The sequence below is a fragment of the Salinibaculum rarum genome (assembly GCF_030505615.1).
Taxonomy (GTDB): Archaea; Halobacteriota; Halobacteria; order Halobacteriales; family Haloarculaceae; genus Salinibaculum; species Salinibaculum rarum.
In genome coordinates this window covers 183652-209255 of record NZ_CP129992.1, presented here as the reverse complement: position 1 = coordinate 209255, position 25604 = coordinate 183652, and the positions used below count along the sequence as shown (strand labels likewise).

General features: G+C 63.7%; 33 protein-coding genes. 10 read left to right on the top strand and 23 right to left on the bottom strand.

What is annotated here, in order from left to right; translation table 11 throughout:
• Genes hypB through QYL91_RS01165 form a run of 10 tightly spaced genes read right to left on the bottom strand, consistent with a single transcriptional unit; the run spans position 1 to position 7993 of the window.
• The gene (hypB, locus tag QYL91_RS01210) at positions 1–861 is read right to left on the bottom strand and encodes a hydrogenase nickel incorporation protein HypB (RefSeq protein WP_302081567.1); all 861 of its coding nucleotides are present in this window, start codon (positions 859–861) and stop codon (positions 1–3) included.
• Positions 858–1241, bottom strand: a complete 384-nt coding sequence (locus QYL91_RS01205) for a hydrogenase maturation nickel metallochaperone HypA/HybF (protein WP_302081566.1) — start codon at positions 1239–1241, stop codon at positions 858–860. Before QYL91_RS01205 ends, hypB begins: the two co-directional genes overlap by 4 nt.
• A gap of 2 nt (positions 1242–1243) precedes the next feature.
• Positions 1244–2272 (bottom strand): hydrogenase expression/formation protein HypE, encoded by a 1029-nt coding sequence (gene hypE / locus QYL91_RS01200; RefSeq protein WP_302081565.1) that lies wholly within the window; start codon positions 2270–2272, stop codon positions 1244–1246.
• Positions 2269–3378, bottom strand: a complete 1110-nt coding sequence (gene hypD / locus QYL91_RS01195; RefSeq protein ID WP_302081564.1) for a hydrogenase formation protein HypD — start codon at positions 3376–3378, stop codon at positions 2269–2271. Before hypD ends, hypE begins: the two co-directional genes overlap by 4 nt.
• Positions 3368–3706, bottom strand: coding sequence for a HypC/HybG/HupF family hydrogenase formation chaperone (locus tag QYL91_RS01190; protein WP_302081563.1), 339 nt, complete (start codon positions 3704–3706; stop codon positions 3368–3370). The genes hypD and QYL91_RS01190 overlap by 11 nt, the downstream gene beginning before the upstream one ends.
• The gene (locus QYL91_RS01185) at positions 3706–3882 is read right to left on the bottom strand and encodes a hypothetical protein (protein WP_302081562.1); all 177 of its coding nucleotides are present in this window, start codon (positions 3880–3882) and stop codon (positions 3706–3708) included. Before QYL91_RS01185 ends, QYL91_RS01190 begins: the two co-directional genes overlap by 1 nt.
• Positions 3879–4370 carry a hydrogenase maturation protease gene (locus tag QYL91_RS01180; protein ID WP_302081561.1) on the bottom strand — a complete coding sequence of 164 codons (492 nt, stop codon included), beginning with the start codon at positions 4368–4370 and terminating at the stop codon, positions 3879–3881. Before QYL91_RS01180 ends, QYL91_RS01185 begins: the two co-directional genes overlap by 4 nt.
• On the bottom strand, positions 4354–5217 hold the full coding sequence (locus tag QYL91_RS01175; RefSeq protein ID WP_302081560.1) for a cytochrome b/b6 domain-containing protein: 864 nt from the start codon (positions 5215–5217) through the stop codon (positions 4354–4356). Before QYL91_RS01175 ends, QYL91_RS01180 begins: the two co-directional genes overlap by 17 nt.
• The gene (locus QYL91_RS01170; RefSeq protein ID WP_302081559.1) at positions 5214–6779 is read right to left on the bottom strand and encodes a nickel-dependent hydrogenase large subunit; all 1566 of its coding nucleotides are present in this window, start codon (positions 6777–6779) and stop codon (positions 5214–5216) included. Before QYL91_RS01170 ends, QYL91_RS01175 begins: the two co-directional genes overlap by 4 nt.
• Positions 6780–6781: 2 nt before the next feature.
• Positions 6782–7993 (bottom strand): hydrogenase small subunit, encoded by a 1212-nt coding sequence (locus QYL91_RS01165; RefSeq protein ID WP_302081558.1) that lies wholly within the window; start codon positions 7991–7993, stop codon positions 6782–6784.
• A gap of 171 nt (positions 7994–8164) precedes the next feature.
• On the opposite strand from QYL91_RS01165, the gene QYL91_RS01160 reads away from it, so the two are divergent.
• A complete protein-coding gene (locus QYL91_RS01160) occupies positions 8165–8326 on the top strand; it encodes a hypothetical protein (RefSeq protein WP_302081557.1) in 162 nt (53 codons plus the stop codon).
• Between the two features lie 42 nt (positions 8327–8368).
• Here QYL91_RS01160 and QYL91_RS01155 read toward each other — a convergent pair whose 3' ends face one another.
• Both QYL91_RS01155 and QYL91_RS01150 read right to left on the bottom strand, forming a co-directional pair.
• Entirely contained in the window at positions 8369–9229 is an 861-nt protein-coding gene (locus tag QYL91_RS01155; RefSeq protein ID WP_302081556.1) for a CheF family chemotaxis protein, read from the bottom strand.
• Positions 9230–9302: 73 nt separating this feature from the next.
• Positions 9303–10175: a CheF family chemotaxis protein gene (locus QYL91_RS01150; RefSeq protein ID WP_302081555.1), complete on the bottom strand. Its 873-nt coding sequence runs from the start codon at positions 10173–10175 to the stop codon at positions 9303–9305.
• A 176-nt stretch (positions 10176–10351) separates the two neighbouring features.
• On the opposite strand from QYL91_RS01150, the gene QYL91_RS01145 reads away from it, so the two are divergent.
• Entirely contained in the window at positions 10352–10726 is a 375-nt protein-coding gene (locus QYL91_RS01145) for a MarR family transcriptional regulator (RefSeq protein ID WP_302081554.1), read from the top strand.
• Positions 10719–11075 (top strand): hypothetical protein, encoded by a 357-nt coding sequence (locus QYL91_RS01140; RefSeq protein ID WP_302081553.1) that lies wholly within the window; start codon positions 10719–10721, stop codon positions 11073–11075. The genes QYL91_RS01145 and QYL91_RS01140 overlap by 8 nt, the downstream gene beginning before the upstream one ends.
• A gap of 30 nt (positions 11076–11105) precedes the next feature.
• Here QYL91_RS01140 and QYL91_RS01135 read toward each other — a convergent pair whose 3' ends face one another.
• The 5 genes from QYL91_RS01135 to tenA all read right to left on the bottom strand — a co-directional run bounded on the left by QYL91_RS01135 (position 11106) and on the right by tenA (position 15089).
• Positions 11106–11918 (bottom strand): undecaprenyl-diphosphate phosphatase, encoded by an 813-nt coding sequence (locus tag QYL91_RS01135; RefSeq protein ID WP_302081552.1) that lies wholly within the window; start codon positions 11916–11918, stop codon positions 11106–11108.
• 69 nt (positions 11919–11987) lie between these two features.
• Positions 11988–12113, bottom strand: a complete 126-nt coding sequence (locus QYL91_RS01130; protein ID WP_302081551.1) for a hypothetical protein — start codon at positions 12111–12113, stop codon at positions 11988–11990.
• Entirely contained in the window at positions 12113–13645 is a 1533-nt protein-coding gene (locus QYL91_RS01125; RefSeq protein WP_302081550.1) for a sodium:solute symporter family transporter, read from the bottom strand. Before QYL91_RS01125 ends, QYL91_RS01130 begins: the two co-directional genes overlap by 1 nt.
• Positions 13639–14427: a TenA family protein gene (locus tag QYL91_RS01120; protein ID WP_302081549.1), complete on the bottom strand. Its 789-nt coding sequence runs from the start codon at positions 14425–14427 to the stop codon at positions 13639–13641. Before QYL91_RS01120 ends, QYL91_RS01125 begins: the two co-directional genes overlap by 7 nt.
• The gene (tenA, locus tag QYL91_RS01115; protein WP_302081548.1) at positions 14424–15089 is read right to left on the bottom strand and encodes a thiaminase II; all 666 of its coding nucleotides are present in this window, start codon (positions 15087–15089) and stop codon (positions 14424–14426) included. The genes QYL91_RS01120 and tenA overlap by 4 nt, the downstream gene beginning before the upstream one ends.
• Positions 15090–15231: 142 nt before the next feature.
• Between tenA and QYL91_RS01110 the strand changes: the two genes are divergently transcribed.
• The 7 genes from QYL91_RS01110 to QYL91_RS01080 all read left to right on the top strand — a co-directional run bounded on the left by QYL91_RS01110 (position 15232) and on the right by QYL91_RS01080 (position 21171).
• Entirely contained in the window at positions 15232–16542 is a 1311-nt protein-coding gene (locus QYL91_RS01110; protein ID WP_302081547.1) for a tRNA pseudouridine(54/55) synthase Pus10, read from the top strand.
• Positions 16543–16611: 69 nt separating this feature from the next.
• Positions 16612–16767: a hypothetical protein gene (locus tag QYL91_RS01105; protein ID WP_302081546.1), complete on the top strand. Its 156-nt coding sequence runs from the start codon at positions 16612–16614 to the stop codon at positions 16765–16767.
• Between the two features lie 56 nt (positions 16768–16823).
• Positions 16824–17459, top strand: coding sequence for a ribonuclease HII (rnhB, locus tag QYL91_RS01100; protein ID WP_302081545.1), 636 nt, complete (start codon positions 16824–16826; stop codon positions 17457–17459).
• A gap of 96 nt (positions 17460–17555) precedes the next feature.
• Complete coding sequence (locus QYL91_RS01095) at positions 17556–18722, top strand: NAD-dependent epimerase/dehydratase family protein (protein ID WP_302081544.1); 1167 nt, start codon at positions 17556–17558, stop codon at positions 18720–18722.
• A gap of 37 nt (positions 18723–18759) precedes the next feature.
• Positions 18760–19182, top strand: coding sequence for a type VII toxin-antitoxin system MntA family adenylyltransferase antitoxin (mntA, locus tag QYL91_RS01090; RefSeq protein WP_302081543.1), 423 nt, complete (start codon positions 18760–18762; stop codon positions 19180–19182).
• 77 nt (positions 19183–19259) lie between these two features.
• The gene (locus tag QYL91_RS01085) at positions 19260–20198 is read left to right on the top strand and encodes an NAD-dependent epimerase/dehydratase family protein (protein ID WP_302081542.1); all 939 of its coding nucleotides are present in this window, start codon (positions 19260–19262) and stop codon (positions 20196–20198) included.
• Positions 20191–21171 (top strand): NAD-dependent epimerase/dehydratase family protein, encoded by a 981-nt coding sequence (locus QYL91_RS01080; RefSeq protein ID WP_302081541.1) that lies wholly within the window; start codon positions 20191–20193, stop codon positions 21169–21171. The genes QYL91_RS01085 and QYL91_RS01080 overlap by 8 nt, the downstream gene beginning before the upstream one ends.
• Before the next feature lie 47 nt (positions 21172–21218).
• Here the strand turns inward: QYL91_RS01080 and QYL91_RS01075 are convergent, their stop codons facing one another.
• From QYL91_RS01075 to QYL91_RS01050, 6 genes are all read right to left on the bottom strand, one after another.
• Entirely contained in the window at positions 21219–21542 is a 324-nt protein-coding gene (locus QYL91_RS01075) for a hypothetical protein (protein ID WP_302081540.1), read from the bottom strand.
• Between the two features lie 126 nt (positions 21543–21668).
• Complete coding sequence (locus QYL91_RS01070) at positions 21669–23255, bottom strand: preprotein translocase subunit SecD (RefSeq protein ID WP_302081539.1); 1587 nt, start codon at positions 23253–23255, stop codon at positions 21669–21671.
• Between the two features lie 16 nt (positions 23256–23271).
• Positions 23272–24129 (bottom strand): protein translocase subunit SecF, encoded by an 858-nt coding sequence (secF, locus tag QYL91_RS01065; RefSeq protein ID WP_302081538.1) that lies wholly within the window; start codon positions 24127–24129, stop codon positions 23272–23274.
• 93 nt (positions 24130–24222) lie between these two features.
• A complete protein-coding gene (gene hepT, locus QYL91_RS01060) occupies positions 24223–24552 on the bottom strand; it encodes a type VII toxin-antitoxin system HepT family RNase toxin (protein ID WP_302082886.1) in 330 nt (109 codons plus the stop codon).
• Between the two features lie 90 nt (positions 24553–24642).
• Positions 24643–25074 (bottom strand): nucleotidyltransferase domain-containing protein, encoded by a 432-nt coding sequence (locus tag QYL91_RS01055; RefSeq protein ID WP_302081537.1) that lies wholly within the window; start codon positions 25072–25074, stop codon positions 24643–24645.
• Between the two features lie 51 nt (positions 25075–25125).
• Positions 25126–25599: a DUF5812 family protein gene (locus tag QYL91_RS01050; protein WP_302081536.1), complete on the bottom strand. Its 474-nt coding sequence runs from the start codon at positions 25597–25599 to the stop codon at positions 25126–25128.
• Positions 25600–25604 lie beyond the last annotated feature (5 nt).

Below are 25604 nucleotides of genomic sequence, written 5' to 3'. Positions count from 1 at the left end.
TCAGTCGTGGTGGGCGTGGTCGTGCGCGTGGGTCTCGTCGTGGTCGTGTACCTGTGTTTCGTCGTGGTCGTGAGCGTGCTGGTGGCCGCTCTCGCGCACGTCGGCGAGGAAGTCAGCGAGTGCGTCGACGCCCTCGTCGGCGCGGGCGTTCGTCTCGAAGACGTCCATGTCGGGAGCAACCTCGGCGATGTCCTCGCACATTGTCGCCACGTCCGCGCCGACGGCTTCGGCAATGTCGGTCTTGTTGACGACGGCGGCGTCACAGGCCTCGAACAGCAGCGGGTGTTTGCGCACGACGTCGTCGCCCTCGGTCGTACTCACGACGAGGATTCGGGCCTGTGCCCCGAGCGGGAAATCCGCCGGACAGACCATGTTGCCGACGTTCTCGACGTAGAGACGGTCCAGCGCGTCGAGGTCGAATTCGTTGAGGGCGTCTTCGACCATGTTCGCGTCGAGGTGACACTCCTTGCCCGTCGTGACGTTCGCGACGCTGACGCCGTGCTCGCGGAACCGGCGTGCGTCGTCGTCCCCGGCCACGTCACCGACGATGACGCCGATGTGCTCGTCGTCGGGTGCCCGCTCGACGAGGCGTTCGACGAGCGTCGTCTTCCCGCCGCCGGTCGCGCCAAGAAATTCGACGACGAAGACGCCGTGGTCGTGGACGACGCGCTCGTGGAGGTCCCGCGCTTGCTGGCGAAACTGTGCGAGTATGTCGTCCTCGCTGGCCTCGCCGTCGTGGCCGTCGTTGCCGTGACCGAACCGGTGTGTCCGGGCGACCGGCGCTGCCCGGTCAAAGAGTCCCGACAGCAGGGACTCGATTGGCGAACGATGCGGCAGTGGTGTCGATACGTGCTGTGTCATTGGTGTGTCCTCGCTGCGTCGTCTGGGATGTCGATGCTGGCCAGCCGGCATTCTTTCCCTTGTGTAAAGTCCGTCTGCGAGCCACACTCCGGACAGCGCGCGGCCGGGACGACGGCTGCCGTCCCCTCGAACGCCGGCGGCTCGCCCGCCCAGCCACAGTCACAGGTCGCCCGCGGTTCGACGCGCTCGATTGCCACCTCGACGCCCGCAAGCGACGTCTCCTCGGCGACCGTCTCGATGCAAAATCGGAGCTGGTCGGGGTTGACGTGGGTCGCCGCGCCGAGCGCTATCGTCACCGTGTCGACAGTGTTTGCGCCGTGGTCGGCGGCGGCCTCACGGGCATGGTCGAGAATCGCTTCGGCAACGCTGAGTTCGTGCATCGTCAGCAGATTCGGGGCAGTTGTTCGCCGCCGGGTTCGCTCAGGAACCGTTCGCCGAAGCCGGTATCGAGTACCACCCGGCCCCGGTTTTCGTCCGTTACCTCACCGACGACGGCTGCCTCACTGCCCATCGGGTGCTCGTTGAGTGCGTCGACGACGGCGTCGGCATCGTCGGCGGCGACGCCGAAGACGACTTTGCCCTCGTTGGCGACGTCGAACGGGTCGATACCGAGCAACTCGCCGGTCGATGCGACGGCCTCGCGGACCGGGATAGTGGGTTCCTCGAGCGTGACACCCACGTCGGCTTTCCGTACCATCTCGTTGATTGCGGTGGCGAACCCGCCGCGTGTGGGGTCTTTCATCGCTGTCACGGTCCCGGCGTCCATCGCGGCTGCAACGAGGTCTGCGACCGGTGCAACGTCGCTCTCGAGGTCGCCGTCGATGTCGAACCCCTCGCGCTCGGCCAGGAGCGTGATACCGTGGTCGCCGACCGGCCCCGAGAGGACGATTTTGTCGCCCGGCGAGAGCCCGCCGTCGGAGACGTGTTCGCCGGGCGGGACGACGCCGACGCCGGTCGTGTTGATGACGACGCCGTCGACTTCGCCGCTGCCCATGACCTTCGTGTCGCCGGTCGTGATTGCGACGCCTGCTTCCTCGCAGGTGCGTTCCATCGAGTCGAGAATCGAGTCGAGCAGGTCGGTCGACGTGCCCGCCTCGACGATGAGCGAACAGGTCAGCGCGAGCGGGTCGGTCGCGCCCATCACCGCGAGGTCGTTGACGGTCCCCGCGACGGCCAGTCGGCCGATGTCCCCGCCCGGAAAGGAGAGCGGTGAGACGACGTGGCTGTCGGTCGTGACGACCAGCGATTGGTCGCCGAGGTCGTGGACAGCGCCGTCGTCCAGCGCAGCTAGCCCGACCGGAAGGTCCTCGCTTCCCCCGCCAAAGCGCGGGACGACACGCTCTTCGAGGAAATCCCGGGTTCGCCCGGCTCCGGACCCGTGTGCGACGGTCACGACATCGTCTTCGCTCATAGGTCCGGTCGCCCTCCGTACTCGTGCCAGATTTTGCAGGTTCCTTCGTCCGAGACCATACAGGCTCCGACGGGGTTTGTTGGCGTACACTCCTCGCCAAAGAGGTCACAGCCGTCGGGTGAGGCCGTTCCGGCCATGATGTCCCCGCAGATACACTCCTCGGTCAGCGGGTCGGCGTCGCCGTCGACGACGCCGATGTCGAACTGCTGGCGGGCCGCGTGGTCGGCGTACTCCTCGCTGAGTTCGAAGTTCGCGTCGGGGATGTCCGCGATACCGCGCCATTCGCCAGCCGTGAGTTCGAACACGTCGTCGATGGCATCCATGGCTGCCTCGTTGCCCTCGCGGGAGACACAGCGCGGGTAGGCGTTGGCGAGGCCGTCCTCGTCGTTCTCGATAAAGGAGAGCAGTTTTCGGATGCCGAAGAGTACGTCGATGGGTTCGAACCCGCCGACGACGACGGGCAGGTCGTACTCGCTGACAAAGTCCTCGAAGAGCCCGTAGCCGGTAATCGTCGCCGCGTGCCCGGCCGCGAGGAAGCCGTCGACGCTGGTGGCCGGCATCTCCGCGACGACCTCCATCGCCGGCGGGACGTACTTGTGTGCCGAGAGCACGTAGAAGTTCTCCGGCGGGTCGGCCTGCAACACGGCGGCCGTCGGTGCAGCGGTCGTCTCGAAGCCGGTCGCGAAAAAGATCACATCTTCGTCGGGATTGTCCTCGGCCAGTTCGACGGCGTCGCTGGCGCTGTAGACGACTTCCACGTCCGCGCCCTCGGCGGCAGCGTCGGCGAGGCTCTTTGTGGTGCCCGGTACTTCGAACATGTCGCCGTAGGTGGCGACCGTCTTACCGGCCTCGGCGAGCGCGACGGCTTCGTCGACTTCCGGCATGTTGGTCACACAGACCGGACAGCCCGGCCCCATCGTAATCGTAAGCTCCGAGGGAAGCATCGACCGCAGACCGAACTTCGCGATGACCTGCTCGTGGCTGCCACAGACGTGCATAATCTCGACTGGCTGGCCGATGCGGGCCATCTGCTCCTCTATGTCGGCGGCGATTTCCTGTGCGGTCTCGGGGTCGCGGAACTTCAGGTCGTCGGCGTCAGTCGCCATCGCCCTCACCCCGGTTGGTGTCCGGGGTGGCCGGCCGTCGACGCCCTCCCGGTCCGATGTCGATGTCGGCGTCGTCGTCGGCGCCCATCTCCTCGAGGGCTTCCTCGGGGTTGTCGCCGAACAGCGACTCGTAGACTGCCATCGTCTCCTCGACTTCCCGTTCTGGTATCTTCCGGATGGCAAAGCCGGCGTGGTTGAGGATGTAGTCGCCGACATCGACGGCGTCGCCGACCACGTCGAGGCGGACCCGACGCTCGACACCCCAGAAGTCCGCGACGGCTTCACGGCCGTCGATTTCGGTTATCTCGCCGGGGACACCGAGACACATCAGCGGTCACCCCCGTCGGCGGTGTCCATGCCGGCACCGACCATCTCCGGGTCGCCCGGGAGGAGCCGGTCGGGTTGGAAGCGGCCCTTGACGTGGTGGCCATCGGCCTCGTGGTCGTCGATGTCTTCTTTCTCGATGCGCTGTTCGCAGTCTGTGCAGTACCAGGTTCCGTTCATGTGTCTGTCGCGAGTCGGCGTTCGATGCGCGAGACCAGTTCCGGGAGCGCGTCCTCGACGGCCTCAGAGAGGCCGACGCCCGGCGTCATGGTCTCGGGAACGATACCAGCGAGCAGCACCTCCTCGGGCAGGTCGTAGGCCGAGGACCCGACGGCGAGCGCGTCGCTGAAACTGAAATCGTGCATCGTGACCTCCGGCGACTCCTCGGATGGCTTGTCGAGTCTGAACTCCCGGACGGTCCCCGGGTCGGCGTCGAGTGCCAGCGCGTCGACGACGATGGCGCGGTCGGCCCCGCTCATCGCTTCCAGCGCGAGAAACGCCGTCGTACCGGCGTGGGTGAGCGTCGCTGCGGGCGTCGACCGCTCGCGCAACGCCTCGATGGCGTGGTAGCCGACGCCGTCGTCGGACATGACCATGCTGCCGACGCCGACGACGGCCTGTGTCGTGCTTGTGGCGGCGTCGGTGGCCTCCTCAGCGTTCGCCGTCATCGTCCCCCTCCTCGTCGCCGAGGACGTACGCCTCCATGTCGCCGAAGACCATCGACTTGAGCGTCTCGCGGTTGCTCGGCAAGATCGCGAAGTAGACGTGGCCGATGACCATCGCGACGACGATGAAGAAGGTAAGCAGGTGAATCTGCTTCAGGAGGATGAAGCCGACGTATCCATCGAGGAAGCCAAGCAGGTCGACCCACCATATCGGGTCGGTCCGCATCTCGGCGTACATCCCGAACCCGGTCAGGACGAGCACGCCAAAGAAGATGGAAATCCACCAGAAGAACGTCTTCTGCATCGGGTGGTACGCGACCCAGTCGCCTTCCTCCTCGTCGTAGGTCTGGCGGGCGTCGTGATAGCCCGGGATGTACGATTTCAGCCCGGCAAAGGCCTGGCCGATGTGAACGGCCTCGCGGATGTCCGCCAGTTCTGCCAGTTGCCGATGGCCGTCGACGTAGATGTGGTACATCGGAAAGAGGACGAACAGCAGCGCCATCAACAGAATGCCGGCCCAGATATGCAGGCCGAAGGCGATGTAGTAGCCGTCCCACGGCGCGATGTTGAGCGGCCAGTAACTCCCCGTCCAGATGGCGAACCCGGTCCACATCAGGACCAACATACAGAGCGCCTGAAACCAGTGGGAGATGCGGGCGCCGAGGCTGTGGCGCTGGACGGTGACCCGTCCCCGCAGCGCGTGGATGCGGCCGTACCGCTCGTCGGCCTCGTCCGGCCGTCGGAGTAGCTCCCGGAGGAGTCCGACCAGTCGATGGCGGAGCGAACCGGACGTTTCCCGGTCGGAATCGGCACCGCTTCCCGACCCGGGCGGTGACTCTGATGTCGTCATGTCTCGTCAGGTCGCTGGCCGGCGTAGGGGGTGTCGCCGCCGCCCATCGCGCCGGCGGGCGAGGCGGGTGTGACTTCCTCGGTGTACGTTGTGTCGGGGCTCTCGACGTGGACCGAGCAGGCGAGACACGGGTCGAACGAGCGGACCGTCCGCAACACGTGGATGGGGTTCTCGACGTCGTCGACTTTCATTCCTTCGACGGCACCTTCGAAGATACTCGGTGTCCCCTCGGCGTCACGCGGGCCGAGGTTCCACAGCGTGGGTGTGATAATCTGGTAGTTCGTGACCGTGCCGTCCTCGACACGGACCCAGTGAGAGATTGCGCCCCGCGATGCCTCCGAGAGGCCGACACCCTCGGCGGTGAAGTCGTCGGTCCACTCCTGGCCGACTGTCCCCTGCGGTTCGATTTCGTCGAGCCACTCCATGGCCTTGTCGCGGAGCCACAGCGACTCCTGTGCGCGGGCGATGATTCGGTTGAGCGTACTCGATTTGGTGGTGTCGCCGCCAAGCGTCGCCCGGAGGTCGAACGGGTCGCTGTCGGCCAGCACCAGCCGTGCCAGCGGCCCACACTCCATGTTCTGGCCGTTGTACCGGGGTGCTTTCCCCCAGGAGTAGGCACCCGCCTTCTCGGGGTCTGGTTTGGGCGGGGTCTCGTCCATCGGCGGCCCGCCCGAGTCGTCGGTGTACCACGCGCGAGCGACGTCCTCGGTGATGGCCGACGTAATCTCGTCTTTGCTCTTGACCTGTCGGGTCCCGTCGAGATAGACGCCGGGGTCCATCACTTTCCCGCCGTCCATGTCGTAGTACTTCCCGTTGGAGTAGTACCGCCCCGGGCCGACGCCGAAGTCGTCGGCACCCGTCTGCTTTGCGGCGACGAGCATCGCCACGATGTCGTGTAGACCCTGCGCGTAATTCGCTTCGACAGTGCCGTTGCGGACGTCTTCGACGACGTCAGGAACCGCCTCGGTCGGACCGAGCCACTCGCTGACCGTCTCCAGTTGGTCGCGGATGCTCTGAATCTTCTCCATCGTCGGCGTGGCGGCCATCCCGCCGGGCGAGTACGTGAGCGGGTGCGGTGCCTTCCCGCCGAACTCGGCAAAGCCCTGGAGGAGTTCCCGCTGCATCTCCAGTGCAGTCAGATACCCCTCGCCTTCCATCGGGTCCAGGCGGGCAACGCCGTCCTCGCCCATGACGGCCGTCGAGTAGTCCGGGCCGGCCAGCGCGAACATGTGGACAGCGTGGTTCCACAGCGTGAACATCGCCTCCATCAGGTTTCGCATGCGCTTTGCCGTCGGCGGGATGTCGTCGAAGACTCCTGCCTTCGCCGCCGCGTTCTCGATGGCTCGCAGGGAGGTGTAACGGTGGACGGTGAAACAGACGCCACAGACCCGCTGTGTGAAGACAGGGGCGTCTGATGGTGGGCGGTCGAGGACGACCAGTTCCATCCCGCGGAACATGTCCATGTGGCTCTTGGCCTCCGTGACGACGCCGTCGTCGACGTGCAGCGTCGTGCTGTGGTGGCCCTCGATGCGTGTTGTCGGGTCGATTTCTATTTCTGGCATAGTTACTCGTCGGATTTGCAGTCACACCCGCTCCCACAGCCACAGCCGTCGGTGCGTGCCTCGGCGGTTTCGCCGTCCTCCTCGTCGACGTCGCCGTAGCCCATCGCCTTCCGGGCGGCGTGGGCGCCGATACCGGCGACAGTCCCGCCGACGACGAACTTCCCGAACGTCTCGACATCGGTCAGACCGAGTCCCTGTTTCTCGATTGGCTCGTAGAACGGCGTCATCTGGTCCCAGAAGCCGGGTTCCATACAGCCGATGCAGGGCGCGCCGACGTTCCGACAGACGCTGGTTCCGTCGTTCCACAGGCGGACGGAGTCGTCACAGTGACAGTACGGTCCCTTACAGCCGACGTTGTAGAGACACTTCTCGGAGCCGTCGCCGACGTGGTCGACGAACTCCCCGCGGTCGAAATAGCCCCGCCGCGAGCACTGGTCGTGGACCAGCGGCCCGTAGAACGCCGTCGGACGGTTGAACTCGTCGAGGTCGGGTTCGTGCCCGTTGAGCAGCGTCGCGACGGTGAGGAGCACGTAGTCGGGGTGGGTCATACACCCCGGGACGTTGATGACCGGCAACTCTGCGTTCGAGGTGAAATCGGGGCCGAGAACGCCGTCGCCGCCGTCCTGGTGGGTGTACTGGAGTCCCTTCGCGCCGGTCACGTTGTCGTCGAGCCACGGTCCCTCTTCGGGGTCGTCCATGACCGCCGGGGCGCCGTTCTGTGCCGACTGCCAGCCGCCGTATGAGGCACAGGTCCCGACGGCCATCACGTACTCTGCCTCGGGTGCCAGTTCCATCACCCAGTCGTAGACCGGCTTCGGCCGGCCGTCCTCGGTGCGTCCGAACGTCGCCGCCGACGGGATTTTCGTCGGAATCGCCCCCTCGACGATGAGTACGTCCGGGGACTTGCTCATCGCGTCTATCGCGTCTGTCCCCGACTCGACCATCAGTTCGGGATGGTACGTTACGTCCAGTTGGAACTCGTGGACGGCCTCCTCTAAACTTGGTGCCGTCCCCTGGAGTGTCGACATCGTACAGGCCGAACACGTCTGTCCCTGAATCCAGACGACCTCTTTGGGCCCATCTGTCGCCCGTCGAAGCGCCGCTGCGACCTCTGTTCCGTAATCCGTGATAACCGAGCCAGCCGCAGCAGTGCCGACGAGCTTCAGAAAGTTCCGCCGAGTCGCTGGGGTCTCAGCTGCTGTCGCCGGTGCCATATTCGGCAATCTTCCTAGCATCCAAATAAAAAGTACGCCGCGTTCTCAACACGTGGGAGCTGACTGTCTCGGCTGTTCAGCCGACGACAGTACTCGCGAGTAACGGTCCCGAGTCTCACGCTGTGGTAACGACCCTCAGCAATTAAATATCAGCAGCCAGACCCCTCCAGTATGCTGACTCCACTCCACATCGGTATCGAACATCCAACACTCGGCTGGCTGGCCATCGTGGCCCTGCTCGCATTCGTAGCCGGACTCGGTGTGAACCTCTCGCGGTCGGTGACGGGTTCGGCCCACGACGGGACACCTGCCGCCGACGAGGACAGCGAATAGACCGATTCTCCTTCGAACAGCTGGCTCAAACCTGGGAGTTGGTCACCGCTCGCCCATCGCCTCACCGGCGACCTTCCGTCCCTGGGCGGTCAGTGAGACTTCCTTGCGCTCACGGACCACTTCGACGACGTCGAGTTCGATGAGTCGGTCGTAGATTTCTTCGACTTTCTCGACGTCGATGCCGACGAACTCGGAGATGCCAAACGGCGAGACGCCCGAGTACAGCGCCATGATGACGCGGCGTTCGGTCGGTTCGAGGTCCAGATTCGCGCGGTTTTGCTCTGCACCCTCCTCTAAGAGTTGCTTGAGCACGGTGATGTGGTGTTCCTGTCCGGAGAGGTGTGTCTCGACGCTTGCGCCGTCCATCGAGTGTTCGACTTCGATGACCGCACGTTCCTCGTCGGCGACGACCTTCTCGTCGGTTTCGAGTTCGCCGATGTCGTTGCGGTCGATAGCGAACTTCTGGCCGTCTTCGAGGACCATCCGCACCGCCTCTTCGGTGACCTTGAGGCGGCCGCGCTGCCACTCGGCGTTCTGGACGACGCCGCCTTTGACGGCCGGATGTTGCACGTAGATGACGGCGTTGTCGAGGATTGCCCGGTAGAAGTTCGTCCGGAAGTTCTCGTGGTCGGCCGTCGCGAGCAGGAAGATGTCGTCGCCGACGTACAGCGTCGAGTAGTTCGACTCGCTTGAGGCCGCCTGGTTGACGTCGTAGCGCTCGCCCATCTCGTCGATGTCTTCGAGCGGAATCGTGAGCTTGCCGTCGGCGATGAGTGCGATGCGCTGGTTGGTCAGGACGACCCGGCACTGCTGCCAAGAGGCGTCGTTGATGTCGTGGCCGTTCTTGACGGCCCGCATGTACTTGCCCTGGGTGTCCTCGATTTTCTTCTCTGAGTTGCTCATAGCCGCCGTTGTCGAGTGTTAGCCACTCGTGCAATTAGTCGTTGCGGGTAGTACGGTGCCTGTCTCCGCTTACTCACTCCTCGCTCATCGCTTCGCTGGCCATGTTCCGCCCCTGGGCGTTCAGCGACACTTCGGTCCGGACGCGGACCTCGTCTACCGCGCCGACCTCCAGGAGCTTCTGATAAATCTCTTCGACCTGGTCGACGTCGATACCGACGAAATCGGACATTTCAAACGGTGAAACGCCGGAGTACAGCGCCATCAGCACTTGACTCTCCATATCGGAGAGTTCGTAGTCGTCGTCCTGCCGGTCTTCGATGACCGTCTCCAGGAGCGACTCCAGCGCGCGGGAATGCCACTTCATCCCCGAGAAGTGCGTCTCGACCGAGCGGTCCTCGTCGTCGGTGTGTTCGACCTTGACGACGGTGCGGTTCTCGCCCATCACTTGCTGGTCTTCGGTGTCGATAGTGCCGACGTCCTCGATGCCGAAGGTGAGCGATTCACCGCCGGGAAGGCCGACGCTGACCGTGTCGTCGTCGAGGCGAAACCGGCACTTCGACCACGACGCGTCGTCCTGGATGACCCCGCCGACCACGGCCTGGTCTTTGACCAGAATCACCTCGTCGTGGAGCGCGGCCCGGCAGTACTCCGATTCGAAGTCACCGACGCCCTGTGCGTCGATGAGGATGATGTTGTCGCCGATTTGCAACGGCGTCGCCGTCGTGGTGTCGACGTCGTCCGGCACGAGGTCGTCCTCGCCGTTGGGGACCAGAATTCGGGCGTGTGGGATGGCCTGTTTGCCGCCGCTGGTGGCCAGCACCATCCGTTCGCTCGTCAGCACGACCCGGCAGGACCGCCAGTCGCTGTCGTCGAGTCGCTGGCCGTCCTTGACGACGTAGCGGTAGTCGCCGGAGGTGTCGACGAGCTTCTGTTCTCCCTCACTCATTGCCGGTTGTTGTCCGGAGCTAGTCGGCCGACGTACATAAGTGCTGACGAATCGGCGGGGTGTCTCCGTTACTACTGTCTCAGCCGGAAGTCGTCTGGTCTGTGTCTCGACACCTCTGAAACGCGGGCATTATAATACAGCAATACATTCAATACAATTCTGTACAAAGATACGATATGCCAATCAGTAGCGACCGGTTCGAGCGCATCTCGTCGGACAGTTCGAACGGTCCGTCCCCCGGAACGAACGCGGCGGCTATTCTCACATTCCTGCGAGAGCATCCGGACCAGGCGTTCACGCAGAGTGAGATTGCAACAGAGACGGCTGTCAAATCCGGGTCGGTCGGGCCGACGCTGGTTCGACTACGTGAACGGGGTCGCGTCGACCATCGTGGCACCTACTGGCGAATCAGTGACCACGACCAGAGCGTCGATGCTGCCACCGGACACGCTGTGGAGACGCTTGCCGAACGCGAGAGCGACGACGAGACACCTTCGTACGAAGACTGGCAGGAGTACGCTGTCGACCCACGGACAAGCGACGATGAGTGATTCGCGCTACGACACTGGCACCGTCGTCTGGGCACCGGATCCGTACAACACTGGCAGTGACCCTCGCCCCTGGCTCGTCCTCGCTGCCGACTCGTTGCCGTTTGCCGGTGAAGAGTACATCTGTGCCGGCCTCACACTGAGTAACCTTTCTGACAATCTCGAAGTCGGCGAGAACTGGGTTGCTGGTCGACATCCGGAGAAGACGTCGTACTGCTCACCGTGGGTTCTTGCCACGGTCAAACACGATGCCGTCGTGAGTGTCCAGGGTAGCGTGACGGCTACGTTCGTTGAGCAAGTCATCCGACGGAGTGTGACCTATCTCACCAGCGATACCGATATTTCAGCCTGACATTCTGGTGTGCTTTTCGAGAAAGGGTTGTCACAGAACCAGCAGTCCGCCTCCGACGACTGCCAGCGCGCCAAATCCGACACAGACTTTCCAGAACGCCACCCGTTCGACGACGCGCGTGAGTGCGTCCACGGTGAGATAGCCCACAACACCACTCACCACAAGTGCGACTGCCGCAGTCGAGGGGTCGATTGCGGGCAACCCGTCGTCTAACACGACGAGGAGGCCCGCACCGAAGGCGGCTGGAATCGAGAGAACAAAGGAGAGTCTGAGGGATTCGCCACCTTCGTGGCCGCGCAACAGGAGCGCGCTGACGGTGGTTCCAGACCGGGAGACGCCCGGGAGCACCGCGACGCCCTGGAGCGCGCCGACGAGGACGGCGTCGACCAGGTCCGGCTGGCCACGCGTGGCGTGCGCACGCGATTCGGCTGTGCGCATCAAAATCCCCGTCCCCACCAGGAGTGCACCGATGAGTGCGACGAAGGCACCGCCCGCGACGGCAGAGACCAGTTCTTCGAGTGCGAGATACCCGGTGAAGCCGACGACGACCGAGACGGCTGTCGCGAGTGCGAAGAAGGTGAGGTCCGCCGTCTCGCTGTCGAAGGCAGTGCTCGGGTACCAGTTCGGAACGTCGGCGAGCACGTCAGCGAGCACGTCGCGGTAGTACACTGTCGCGGCGACGCCGGTGCCGGCGTGCAAAAAGAGGGCAAACTGCGTCGCGGCGCTGGGGTCGGCATCGAGTGCGGTGAGTGCGAGCGCGACGCTGCCCTCGCTGGAGACCGGTATCCACTCCAGCAAGCCCTGCACCAGCCCGACGACGGCGGCGACCAGCCAGTCGACCATGTGCGGGAGAGCGGCGGCCGCCGTGAAAAGCAGTCGGATTCGCTCCGAGATTCTCCAGTCTGCTCGGGGTCAGTTACCGACCAGCCAGCCCGCTTCGCGCGCGACGATGTAGACTTCGTAGCAGAACACGAGGAACACGCCGACGATGCCACCCCACAGCAAGAGCCCAAAGAGGGTCGGTCCGATGGCCGCCATCAGTCAGACACCTCCGTGCCGCCGTCGACGGCGGGGTCGTCCAGCCGACTCGTCTCTCCCGAAAGCGCATCGAGGTCCTGTTCGGTGCCCGACAACCGGGAGACGAGCAGCGTCAGTGCCGTCGAGACGAGGAACGCACCCCCAAAGGAGGTGAGATACAGTGGGTCGGCCGCCGGCAGCAGGTCGCCGACGACTGGGATGGCAGTGATGGTGCCGCGGAAGTCGGGGAAGTACGCCAGTCCCACAGCCAGCCCGACGACGCTGCTCGCGAGTGCGCCGGGGCCGGTCAGCCCCCGCGAGTAGAGGCCGTAGACGAGCGGGAAGGCTACGGCCGCACCCAGCAAATCAGCTAGGAAGAAGAGCCGGAGGACACTCTGTGCACGGAGGCTGACGTAGATGGCGGCGACGGCGACGACGACCGTCAGGGTCCGGGCACCCAGCCGGAGCGTGCGGTCGTCGGGGTCGGCGAGCAGGCGCGGGAGGTCCGCAGTGACGATACTCGACAGCGCGTTGAACAGGGTGTCGACGGAACTCATCACCAGTAAGAGCGCCAGCAGGACGATTGCCAGCACGACCCACTCGGGAAACGCCGCGTCGAGCAACAGGAACAGGGAGATGTCGGCGTTGTACTCCGGGCCGAGCGTCGTGACGACCTCGGTCTGGCCGACGGCGACGATACCGAAGAGGGCAGCGACGAACACGATGAGGCTGTTGGCCACGGTCGCGTTCCGGAAGCCGCGCCGGACCGTCTCGCTGTCTCTCCCGGCGTAGATGCGCTGCCACCAGGTCTGGTTGATGAGTTCGGCACCGAGGATGGCGAAGGCGAGTGCCAGTCCGAACTGCAGACCGGCGGCGAAGCCGGGGTCGAGGAGTGCGGGATTGGCGGCCGTGATGCCGGCGTGGATGGCGCCGCTCCCGCCGAGTGCGACGACCGCACCGGCGAAGGCGACGGCGAGTAAGGGGAGTACGAGCAGCGCCTGGATGGTGTCCGTGAAGATGCTCGCCCGGAGGCCGCCGTAGCCGGTGTACAGCAACACAAAGCCGCCGACGAGAACGGCTGTCTGCCACTGGGGGACGCCGGCGACCAGCGAGAGCGCGCCCGCGATGCCGGTCAGTTCGGCCGCGAGGAAGACGAACATGTAGAGGGCGCTCACGAGCAGGACGAAGGCGTACATCGCGTCGCCGTAGCGGGCGTGGGCGTACTCGGTTAGCGAGTGGCCGTCGGGGACGAGTTCTCGGATGCGCGGGCCGAGTTTCGAGTATGCGAACATCGGGGCGGCCTCGCCGATGGCGTAGCCGACGACGGCGGCGATACCGAACCCGGCACCTGCCTCTGGCGCCGAGAAGAGTATCCACACGCCCATCACGGACGCGACGAGCGTTGCCGTCATCTGCCCGTTCCCCGCCGAATTACGGGCGGTGATGAGGTCTTCCACCGACTGGACCGACCCTCGCGAGTACCAGAGGCCGAGTGCGGTAAACACCACGAGCGTCGCGACAGTCAGCCCCAGCGCGACGGCGGTGCTTACCACGTCTCACCACCTCCCGATACCGGTGAGTCGGAGTCGTGGCCGTCCGGTGCTCCGGTGTCGGGGTCGTACGCCGCGTCGAAGAACGCGACCTCCAGTTCGACGGTCCGGCGGAAGAGTCGCTCCAGTCGTGCTTGCCGGCGTGTGGATGCCGCTGCTCCTTCACGGTCCAGTTCTGCTCGGAGCCACCCGACGAACTGAGCGAACTCGTCGTTCGCGTGGAGGTCGATCCACTCCGCGAGATAGAACCGACCGGGTCGCTGGTCGGGTTCGGGCGTCGCCCACGACAGGTATATCCACTCTGCGGGGACGAGAACGGCGAGCGTCTCGGCGTACCCGCCCTCGCCTGCGGCGCGGACGAGTAGGTCCTCGAAGGCCCGCGTCGTCGGCGTCAGGCCGGGGTCGGTGCACGTCGCCTCGTCGACCCCGAGTGCGTCGAACGACCGCTCGAAGTAGTCGTTCTCGTCGGCGGTCAACACGCCGAGAAAGTCAGAGAGTCGGGATTTCGCACTCATCGTGGGCGCGTCGGCGACGGCATGACCGAACGCACCGACTAGCGTTTCCAAGAAGGCGTAGTCCTGAATCAGATATCGTCCGAACACGTCGTCGTCCAGCGTGTCCGCTCGGAGTTCCTCGGTGAATCGGTGGGTCGTTGCCTCGGTCCATAACGGTTCGGCGCGAGCCCGGACCCAGTCGGTAAATCGTGCGTCCGTCCGTTCGTAGGCATACAGCGCGTAGGACTCTGGCACGTCTCCTGCTTCCGTATCTGCGTCGTCGTCGCTCATATTGGCCACCCCTGCTGGTTCCAGGCGGCGTCCCAGAACAGGTACTCGTACCGGGCGGAGGTCCGGAACCGCTCCCGGTAGCGCTCTTTCTCGGTCGCTGTCGCGTCCGCTGCCACGTCGTCCATCAGGTCCTTGCACCACTCCGTGAGTTCGGTGAACTCGTCGCTGGCGTACATCTCGACCCACTCGGCGTACCCCTCGTGGTCGGGCATCCCCTGCTCGGCGAGGCGCTTGCCGGTGACGTTGAATCCCCACATACAGGGCAATAATGCGGCGACCAACTCGCCGAAGGTGTCCGTCGCCGCCGTGCGAACGAGAAAGTCGGTGTACCCCTGTGTCGTTGGCGACGGCGTGGTCGCCTCCAGTTCTGCCTCGGAGATGCCGAAGTCGGCGGCGTAGGCGCGGTGGAGGTCCATCTCGGTGTTGATAGTCGAATCCAGCAACTCCGCGAACGTCCCCATCCGGTCGAGGTCGGGCGCGTTCGCCCCGCCGTAGGCGAACACGCGGGCGTACTCGACGAGGTAGACGTAGTCCTGCCGGACCCAGTACTTGAACGGCTCCTCGTCGAGCGTCCCCGCGCCCAACTGCTCGACCATCGGATGGTCCACGATGGCGTCCCATATCGGGTCGCCGATGGTTGCGAGGTCGTCTGTGAATGGCATATCGGTACTGTACTTCCCGTGCCTATTAATGGTTAGTATAATCTAGTAATAATCAAAACCTCTACCCAGACCACGCGGGATACTGGTGTGTCCTGTCCAGCGGTTCGAAAGGGAAATACGCCGGCCCGCCGTGAATCCGACAATGACACTGCTTTCGGCCGCCCGTGACGCACTCGCCACGGGACCGCTCTGTGATGCCTGTCTCGGCCGTCTCTTCGCCGACCGGAGCTTCGGGCTGACCAACGACGACCGCGGCCACAGCCTCCGCGTTGCCGTCGCACTCGAAGACGACGAGCCGTTCGAAGACCCCGACGAGGAATGTTGGGTCTGTGAAGGCGAGTGTGCCCGCTACGACTGGTGGGCCGAAAACGCCGCTGCCGCAGTTCGAGGCTACGAATTCGCGACCTACCAGGTCGGCACCCGCGTGCCGCCGCTCATCGAGGAAAACGACTTGCTCCTCCGCGAGGAGGCGGGACTCGACGAGGACGCCGGCGAACTTCTCAAATCGGAGTTCAACCGCGAGGTCGGCAAGCGCTTCGGCGGACTGACTGACACCGAAGTCGACTTCGGCCGCCCCGATATCATGCTCCACTGCGACCTCACGACCGACGAGGTCGAGGTCCAGGTCAACTCCGCGTTCGTCTACGGCCGCTACCGGAAGCTGAAGCGAGATATCCCACAGACGAAGTGGCCCTGCCGGGACTGCAACGGCACCGGGCGCCAGCGCGACGAACTCTGTGATGGTTGTGACGGCACGGGCTATCGCTACGACGAAAGCGTCGAGCAACTGACCGCGCCGGTCGTCGAGGAGGCGATGGACGGCGCCAGCGGCACTTTCCACGGCGCTGGCCGCGAGGACGTCGACGCGCTGATGCTCGGCTCCGGTCGCCCCTTCGTCATCGAAATCGAGGACCCTCACGTCCGCGACGTCGACACCGACCAACTCCAGGCGGACATCAACGACTTCGCCGACGGGAAAGCGGAAGTCGAGGGACTCCGCCTGGCGACCCACGAGATGGTCGAACGGGTCAAGGAACACGACGCCAGCAAAACGTATCGGATGGACGTCGCACTCGACGACCCCGTCGACCAGGAGACGTTCGAGGCCGCACTCGCGGAACTCGACGGGGCGACCATCTACCAGGACACGCCCCAGCGTGTCGACCACCGGCGCGCGAGCAAGACACGCACGCGAGCGGTCTACGGCATCGACGGAACCGTCGACGGTGACACCGCTGAACTCGAAGTCCACGGCGAGGGCGGGCTCTACGTGAAAGAACTGGTCAGCAGCGACGAGGGCCGGACCGAACCAAGCCTCGCCGGCCTCCTTGGCGTCGGTGCCGAAGTCACCGCACTGGACGTGCTGGATGTCGAAGGTGAGGACGAACCCTTCGCCGACGAGGAGTTCTTTCGTGATACCGGCGAGCAACCTTTAGACGACGACGTGAACTGAACTGCGGTGTCACAGGGTCGGCGAAACCCACTTGGCGTGGTAGCACATACCATGACCTGGTGACCTCCGATGTGCCACTTCCGCGAACCCGAGTCCGCCCACTGGGACAAACTGGCCGAAGACGACGCGGACGATGAGCCAGCCGAGGAACTGGACCTGCCAGAGATAGACAAACCGGAAATCGAGACCTCGGAGTTCGAAGAGCCAGAAATTGCTGACGACTGACAGCCGTCAGACAACCAAGCACAATCGTTTTTTGCCGGGGCACGAACCGGATAGCTATGCAACTCGGCGTCGACGAGGCGGGGAAGGGACCCGTATTGGGGTCGATGTTCGCCGCGGCGGTGCGTGCCGACCCCGAGCGCCTGCCCAACGACGTCGGCGACTCCAAGGACATCCCGCCAGCACGCCGCGAGGAACTGTCCCTGGACATCCACGAGGTGGCCGATACGGTTGCCGTCGCCGAGATTCCCGTCGAGCGCATCGACGCCCCCGAAACCGACATGAACGCTCTGACCGTCGCCGCGCACGTCGAGGCACTCGCCGGGGTCGCCAGCGATGGTGACGAGGCGTACGTCGACGCTGGTGATACCAACGCCGTCCGGTTCGAGCAGAACGTCGGCGACGGCGTCGCCGCGGATGTGGACCTGCGTGCCGAACACGGTGCAGACGAAACCTATTCCATCGTCGGTGCGGCTTCCATCGTCGCCAAGGTAACCCGCGACGCCCACGTCGCCCGTCTCAGTGCCGAGTACGGCGACGTGGGGAGTGGCTATCCGAGCGACCCGGCGACCCGGGATTTCCTCCGGGAGTTCGTCGCCGACAACGACTGCCTGCCGGCGTGTGCGCGCACGTCCTGGCAGACCAGCCAAGACGTGCTGGCGGCCGCAAACCAGGCTTCGCTCTCCGATTTCTGAGTGTACTGACTCTCTCGTCGCTGCGTGGCTAGCCGCTGCGCTGTCGAGACGACAAGATATTTATCGCTGGGAAGTTACTCAGAACGTGAGTAACCAATGACGATACTCGTCACAGGCGGCGACGGCTACATCGGCTGGCCGACCGCCCTGCGCATCGCCGACCGGACCGACGAACGAGTGCTCGCCGTCGACAACTTCGCCCGCCGTGAGTGGGTCGAAGAGGTCGGCTCAGTGAGCGCGATTCCCGTCGCCAGCATCGAGGAGCGTATCGACGCGGCCGAGGAGACGCTCGGAATTCGGAACCTCTCCTTTGCCGAGGGTGACCTCACCGAGAAGTCCTTCGTCGACGAACTCCTGACGGTCCACGAACCGTCGGTCATCGTCCACACCGCGGCCCAGCCCTCCGCGCCGTACTCCCAGATCAACGGCGAGCGGGCCAACTACACCCAGCACAACAACCTCCAGGCTACCCGGAACCTGCTGTGGGGCCTCGACGACCACGACCTCACCGACACCCACTTCATCGAGACGACGACGACCGGCGTCTACGGCGCCCCCGAGTTCCCCATTCCCGAAGGCGGCGCAGTCATGGAAAACGACGGCGAGCGCGACGAGGTGCCCTTCCCCAACATGGGCGGGAGCTGGTATCACGCCACGAAGGGCTTCGACGCCCAGAACATGCGTCTGGCCAACACCCAGTTCGGCATCCCGATTTCGGATGTGCGAACGGCAATCACCTACGGCACCGAGACTGAGGAAACCCGACAGGATGACCGGCTGAAGACTCGCTTCGACTTCGATTACTACTTCGGGACGGTCGCTCACCGCTTCTGCGCCCAGGCCGTCGCGGGCTACCCGGTCACCGTCTACGGAAAGGGCGAGCAGCGTAAACCCTTCATCTCGCTGGAAGATGCTGTCGAGGGGCTGGCCCAGATTGCACTCACCGACGCCGACGAGCGTCCGGACGACCTCACGGTGTACAATCAGGTCACTCGCGCCATCAGCATCGTCGAAGTCGCCGAGACGATTGCCGACGCTGGTGACGCCTACGACCTCGACGTGGCTGTCGAGCACTTCGAGAACCCCCGCGACGAGGACGAGACCCACAAGATGGAAATCGAGAACGACCGCTACGAGGAGGTCATCGGTGGGCAGGCACAATCCTTCGAGGCGGCGATGGACGACGTCCTCGCGTCGCTGACCCGCTACGCGGACGTCATCGAGGCCCACGAGGACCGCTTCCTCCCGGGTGTACTGGAGTAATACAGTGTTAAGTGAGTCGTTCTCGTACAATCGACGTATGCGAACACTTGACGATGCCTCGGTTTCGGCGCTGGACGTCGAGGCTATCGTTGACGTTCTCGCGGAGTCGTCAGTAGCCGTTGCTATTCTGTACGGCTCCTACGCTCGAGGCGAAGAGACCTCGTCGAGTGACGTTGATATTGCAGTCGAGTTCGACGAGTCGTTGTCCTCAGCCGAGCGGACGCGCACACGACTCGCGCTCATCGAGCGACTCACTACCGTACTCGGAACGGATGCCGTCGATGCTGTTCCGTTCTCACAGGCATCTGGTGACCTGAAACGAGAGATACTCGAAGACGGTATCTGCCTCTATGGTTCTGTCGAGGACATTCCATCCTCGCACTCGATGAAGGGCACGAGCCACGACGAGCGGCTTGCCGACTTCGACGAACTACTCGCAGAACTCGAACAGGTCGTCTAATATGGACGAGCGGACCGAGAAACGGATTTCAGGGATGTTTCACTTGCGCACTTATAATAGATGATGGAGAAACCAATATGAACGTCCTCGTCACCGGTGCGTGTGGCTACATCGGGAGCGAACTCGTCGCACAGTTGCGCGAGCGCGAGGACGTCGACCGTATCGTCGCTCTCGACAACCTGTCGTCGGGATCGCCCCGTGTGTTCTTCGGGCAACTCGACGGCTCTATCGAGTTCCACCGCGGCGACGTTCGCGAGTACGGCGACGTCGAGAGCGTGATGCGGGAGGTCGACACCGTGGTCCACCTCGCCGCGATTACCGGCGCAGCGAGCACGCACGACCGTCGCGAGGAGACCTTCGAAATCAACCTCGACGGGACCGAGAACGTCCTGAAGGCCGCAAGCAAACTAGATGTCGAGAACGTCGTCTTCGCCTCCTCGTGTAACGTCTACGGGCGGGCGACGAGCACCGATATCGACGAGACGGTCGACCCCGACCCCATCAATCCCTACGCGGAGACGAAACTCCAGGCCGAGTCGCTGCTCGCTGACTATTGCTCGGACGGCGATATGACCGGAACGGCACTCCGGATGAGTACAAACTACGGCTACTCGCCGGGTGTCCGCTTCAATCTCGTCGTCAACTACTTCGTGTTCCGGGCGCTGACAGGGCGGTCGCTGACCGTCTACGGCGACGGTTCGAACTGGCGGCCGTTCATTCACGTCGAAGACGCTGCACGCGCCTACGCCGACGCCGCCTGCAATCCCGACGAGTGGCCCCAGACCGTCTACAACGTCGGGGACACCGACGAGAACTACCGCGTCGCAGATGTGGCAGCTATCGTCCGCGAGGAGGTCGGCGACGTGGACATCACGTACCTCGAAGACGAACACCCCGGGCCGTCGTATCACGTCAACTTCGACCGCCTGGGCGAGACGAACTTCGAGCCGGCGTGGACGCTCCGCGAGGGCGTGCGCGACCTGGCACAGCGGTTCAGAAGCGAAATCCATGACTGACACACAAGCTACATCGTCGCCCCATGTCGCCGTCACTGGCGCAGCGGGCTATATCGGCAGCCGCGTCGTCGCAGAACTGCAGGAGACCCATCCAGACTGGGAGGTGACCGCGCTCGACAACTTCTATCTCGGTGACGTTCGCGCCATCGGGGATGTCGAGGTTCAGCACGTCGACATCCGGAACCGCGACCGACTGGAGGACGCCCTCTCCGGTGCCGACGTGGTGTTGCATCTTGCGGCTATCTCCGGGGTCGACGACTGCGAGGAGCAGGCCGACCTGGCCTACGAGGTCAACGTGCAGGGGACCGACAACGTCGCCTGGTTCTGCCGGAAGACCGAGACGGCGATGGCGTTCCCGTTCTCGATGGCCGTGCTGGGTGACCCTCAGTCGTTCCCGATTACCGCTGACCAGCCGCGCGACCCGATGAACTGGTATGGCCGAACGAAGTACCTCAGCGAGCGCAGCATCGAGACCTACGCCGATGGCTCGTTCCCGGCCCACCAGTTCATGATTTCGAACCTCTACGGGCACCACACCATCGACGGGCAGCACATCTCGAAGGGGACGGTCATCAACTTCTTCGTCGACCGGGCGCTCGCTGGGGAGACGCTCACCGTGTACGAACCCGGCACCCAATCCCGGAACTTCGTCCACGTCGTCGACGTGGCCCGGGCGTTCGTCCGGAGCACGGAACGCCTCGTCGAGCAGGTCGAAGCCGGCGAGACCGGTGTCGAAAAGTACGAGATTGCGACCGACGAGGACCCGAGTGTCGAGGCGATGGCCGAACTCGTCGCCGACGTCGCTGCCGAACAGCAGGCCCAGCGACCACCGGTTGAAATCGTCGAGAACCCGCGGGGCAACGAGACGCTGGTCAGTGACTTCGACGTCGACTGGTCGCGCGCCCGCGAGCGACTGGGCTGGGAACCGACCCGGTCTGTCGAGGGGACCGTTACCGACTTACTCGCCGAGTGACGCGCGAGTTCTCTGTTATCGAGTGAGAGACCAGAGCCGGTGGGGCGCTATTCGGTCTCTTTGAGGTGTTTTTGTGCCGCGTAAAAGCCCGCTGCATAGATACCAAAGGAGAAGATACCAATCGAAAAGATACCGATAGCGAAGATGCCAACGGAGAAAATCCCCGCAGAGAACACGCCCACGGAGAAGATGCCGGCAGAGAGGATGCCGACAGTAAAGTTTCCGGCAGCGAGGTAGCCGACGGCAGACTCCCCTGCCGCGAGTACGTCGAAACCTGCCACTGTCTCGATTCCAGCCGCGACCAGGACGACGGCCACGCCAAGAAGCGCAAGCACGACGATGCCGGTGATGTCTTCCAAGTCTTGGTCCATGTGTAAATGTTCTTCAGGTGACTTTTTAACAATCCCCAGTCTTCCCGAGACGTGAGAACGGGTGTCTTTCCTCTGGCACCGCTCTGCTATTTACGCACTCAAAAGCGCTACAAACCGCGTGGTCGGCTACTCTTCTTCTTCCAGCAGGAGGTTCCGGAGCACGTCACCGTAGGCGGGCCGGGTGACGAGCACACCGATGAGGACACCGACGATGGTGACGATGGCAAAGCCCTGGAGTTCCCCCAGCGAGAGGACCGCGAGCGGACTCATCGCGATGATGGTCGTCGCCGCGGCCGCGCCGATGACCCAGAAGGCCTTGCGGAAGCGACTCTCGAACACCCGCCCGGTCGCCACCGTTCCGCGTTGTAATATCTCGTCGGCGATGATGACGAGGTCGTCCACCCCCGTCCCAATCACGGCGATGAGTCCAGCGATGTGTGAGAGATTCAGGGCTAACCCGACCGCCGAGGCAAAGCCAAGCAGGATGAACACCTCAGCGCCGGCGGTCAGCAACATCGGGACTGCGACGCGTGCCTCGCGGTAGCGGTAGAAGATGACGCCGCTGACGACCAGCCAGGCGACGAGGCCCGTGACGAGCGCGAGTGGCTTGAATTCCTGTGCCAGACTCGGCGCCAGGTACATCTCGGACTGGATGTCCAGTTCCGTCGGTAGTGCCCCGGATTCGAGGTTGAGTTTGATCTCCTGTGCATCCGAGAGGTTGTTTGTCGTGATACGGAACGAGGGGTTGTTGATGAACGCATCTTCGTCTTTGAGCGTCGTCGCCAGGTCCTGTGTCATCGTCGCTGCGGACCTGCGCTCGCCGTCGACGACGGTGTAAAGACAATATCCCGGGTTCTCGGGCTCTTGTTGCCATCGGCATCGCCCGACTCCCTCGTTGGTGAACCCCTTGTCTATCAACACCTGCCGGTAGGTCTCGGCCGTCGAATCGGTCAGCGTGATACCGACATACGGGCGGCCGCCGTCGGGACTGCGGACCGGTGTGATGCGAGTGATACCGTCCTGCCTGACGACCGTCTCGTTTCTGTACTCGGTGCCGTTCTCGGTCTGGACCGGGTAGCCAGCGACGATCTCGACCCGACCCGGCTCACCGATGAGTTCTTTCACTTCCGACCGGGTGGCACCGGGGACCTCGATGACGAGGAAATCTTCGCCGGTCGCGGCCTGAACGGTCGACGCGTCGCCGCCGGTCAGTCCTCCTTTATTGATTCGTTTGTCGAGGACGTTCTCCGCGGTCTCGAAGGTCGCACTCGTCACGCCGTCACGAATCTGGTCTGTCGAGACGTCGAGTCCGGCTTCGCCGAGTGCGGCCGCAAACTCCTCCTTCGTGACGTTCGCGTCGAACACTTCGACGGTGTTCGACTCTGGGCGGACGTTCACGTCGATGGCGTCGACACCGAGTTCGCCGGAGACGGTCTGGCGAATCGCACGCACGTCAGTGTCTTGGTTTGCGACACCGGCGTTCTCTGCGGTCAGACCGACCAGCTGTGTGCGGAGGCGCGTCCCACCGGAGAGTTCGAGGCCGTACTGCAGATTCGTTATCCCGCCATCGGCCGAGAGTTGCGTCTCGTTTGCATCGACTTGGGTCACGTTGTCCGTCCCACCGGCGGTGCCCGTGGGCGCAAACAGGGAGATGCCACTCAACACGAGGAGCACGACCAGCGCGACGATGCGCCAGTTTTCACGAATCCCCATCACCAGTCACCTCCCATCATTTCGCGACCCCCTCGTACTTGTAGTAGCGAAGCAAGCTCATGTTCAACATGTAGGTGTTCATCAGGTCGGCGGTCAGTCCGAAGACCAGAATCAATCCGATTTCGGGAAGCAGCGGAATCTCGAAGAAGGTCGCCACGATAGTCATCACGACCATCGCGGCGATAGACGTGAGTGTCATCGTTATCCCGGTCCGCATCGCCCGGTAGGCACTCTCGTAAAAGCCGCCCCGACGCCGGAGGATGTGGTTGTTCAACAGGATGTCGGAGTCCACCGAGTAACCGACGAGCATCAGCAGTGCAGCCACAGCCCCGAGCGTCAGCGGGATGTCGAGAACGTTCATCAGCGCGAGCGGAATCACGATGTCCGAGAACGCGGAGACGACGACGGCAATCGAGGGAATGAACGTCCGGAAGAGCACGAACACGAGTGTGCTCATCCCGACGAAGGCGACGACCAGCCCGAGCAGCGCTTGCTGCTGGGAGTTGGTCCCGAAGGTCGCCGACCGCTGTTGGACCTGCTCTATCTCGTATCCTGCCTCCTCGGCGGCCGTCTCGATGGTCGTGGTGTCTTCTGCCTGGGTGGTGAGAATAAACGTGCCACCGCCGGCAGTCGATTGGATAGAGTCGTACTCCGTCTCGCCGAGCGTCTCTCTGACCTCAGAGAGCCCATCGTCCGCAGTAAAACGAACCTCGGTGCCGCCGGTGAAGGCGATTCCGAGGTCGACCGGCACGCCAAACATAACGTACCAGACGGCGATAACGAGCAGCGCAACGCCGAGTATCGCCAGGGGGACCAGCGCAAGCTGGCGATTCGAGTACTGCTCGTAATCGATGTCCGATACCTCGAAGTCCATGCGCGGTGGTGTGAGAGCGGCCGGAATAAGCCTTCCCTTTGACGGTTGGCAGGGAGGCGGCTCGCAAGCGGTGTTTGCCGCCGTTCGTCGGACTCAGCCCTGGTCACGGACCCACTGAGCAACCTGGCGGCTAAACCTATCGTATACTGTCAGTTCTGTCTGCAACATTTCGTAGACCTCCCCGTAGTCGACTCTGCCGTACTCGTGAGCTAGAACGTTGCGAAAGCCGACAGCAGCAACCAGTGTCTGCATTGTCTCTTCGTCGATTACATCCTGCTCCTGAAGTACACGAACCGCTCCTTTCGACCCGCCGCCGTCATAATTGAACTCCCGTGTCGCGATGTGTTGAGCGAGGTCAGTGCAAGCCTGAATCGCGTTCTCGAACATCCGCTCGACAGCCCGTTGCTCGGTCGTGTCGTTCAGGAATTCTTCGCGGGCAAGCGACCGCTGCTTGGCTGTTACTCGCTGTAGTACTGTTCGATTTGCTCGAGCTTTGTCGCAACGACCCGGCTGTCAACCATGTAGTCCGTCCTCTGCGATGCGGTCGATGACATCACGCTGTCGCCGACGAATGTCGTCTCGTCGCTCTTCGAACTCCGTTTCGATACTGGTTTTGTACTCGTGGAACGCCTGCTCGTCACCACAGAGGAACTCGTCGGTGACGGCATCGTGGGCAACATCGAGTGGCAACGCTTCGATGTCGGAGATGTCGACAAACGGTGCGTCTGCCTGCTGAAGGTCGCCCGCGAGGAAACACCGTTTCCGAAACCGCTCGTGTGACGAGAGAGCTTCGCAGAATTTGACTGCGATGTCCAGATCAGACGACGACCGCACCCTGTCCGTCGTCTGTGACCCGAACATCACTGCAAATTCGATGTCCGGGTCGCGGCAAAGTGACTCCTCTATGGCAGCGAACGCCAGTGAGTCACCATCTCTCGCGTCCATATCCGAACAAACGCCACATCGTTACAAAAGAATTCTGCTGCCTGGAATCACTCAGTCCGGCAAGTATCGGACGCTGACGACGCCGTCTGCGGCCCGGATTTCGACGCGGGCCACCCCGAGTGTCGCCGCCTGCGTCAGCGTCGTCTCGTCGTCCAGTACGTCGGCGACGGCTTGGTCCGTTTGTGCTTCCGGCACGGTGATGACGTGCAGTTCTCCCTCGCCGGCCCGTTCTTGTCTGGTTATCTCGCCGACTGGCTGCTCGCTCGCGATTTCGCGGGCTTGCTTGGTCGGCGGTTCGGAACTCTCCTCTACCGGAATCGCTCGCTGTGAGACGACTTCCTCGACAGTCCAGGTCACCTCCATCGGCGGCTCCGGTGCGACCGTCGCTTCCAGAATCTCTCCCTCGCTCACGTCGGGGTTCGTCGAGAGCGTGAGGACCTGCCCGTCGGCGACGTCGCGGAGGACCGCCGAGGACGTGTCGGCGCTGGTCACGAGAAAGGTTCCCTGTTTCGGGCCGTCAGTCATAGCCC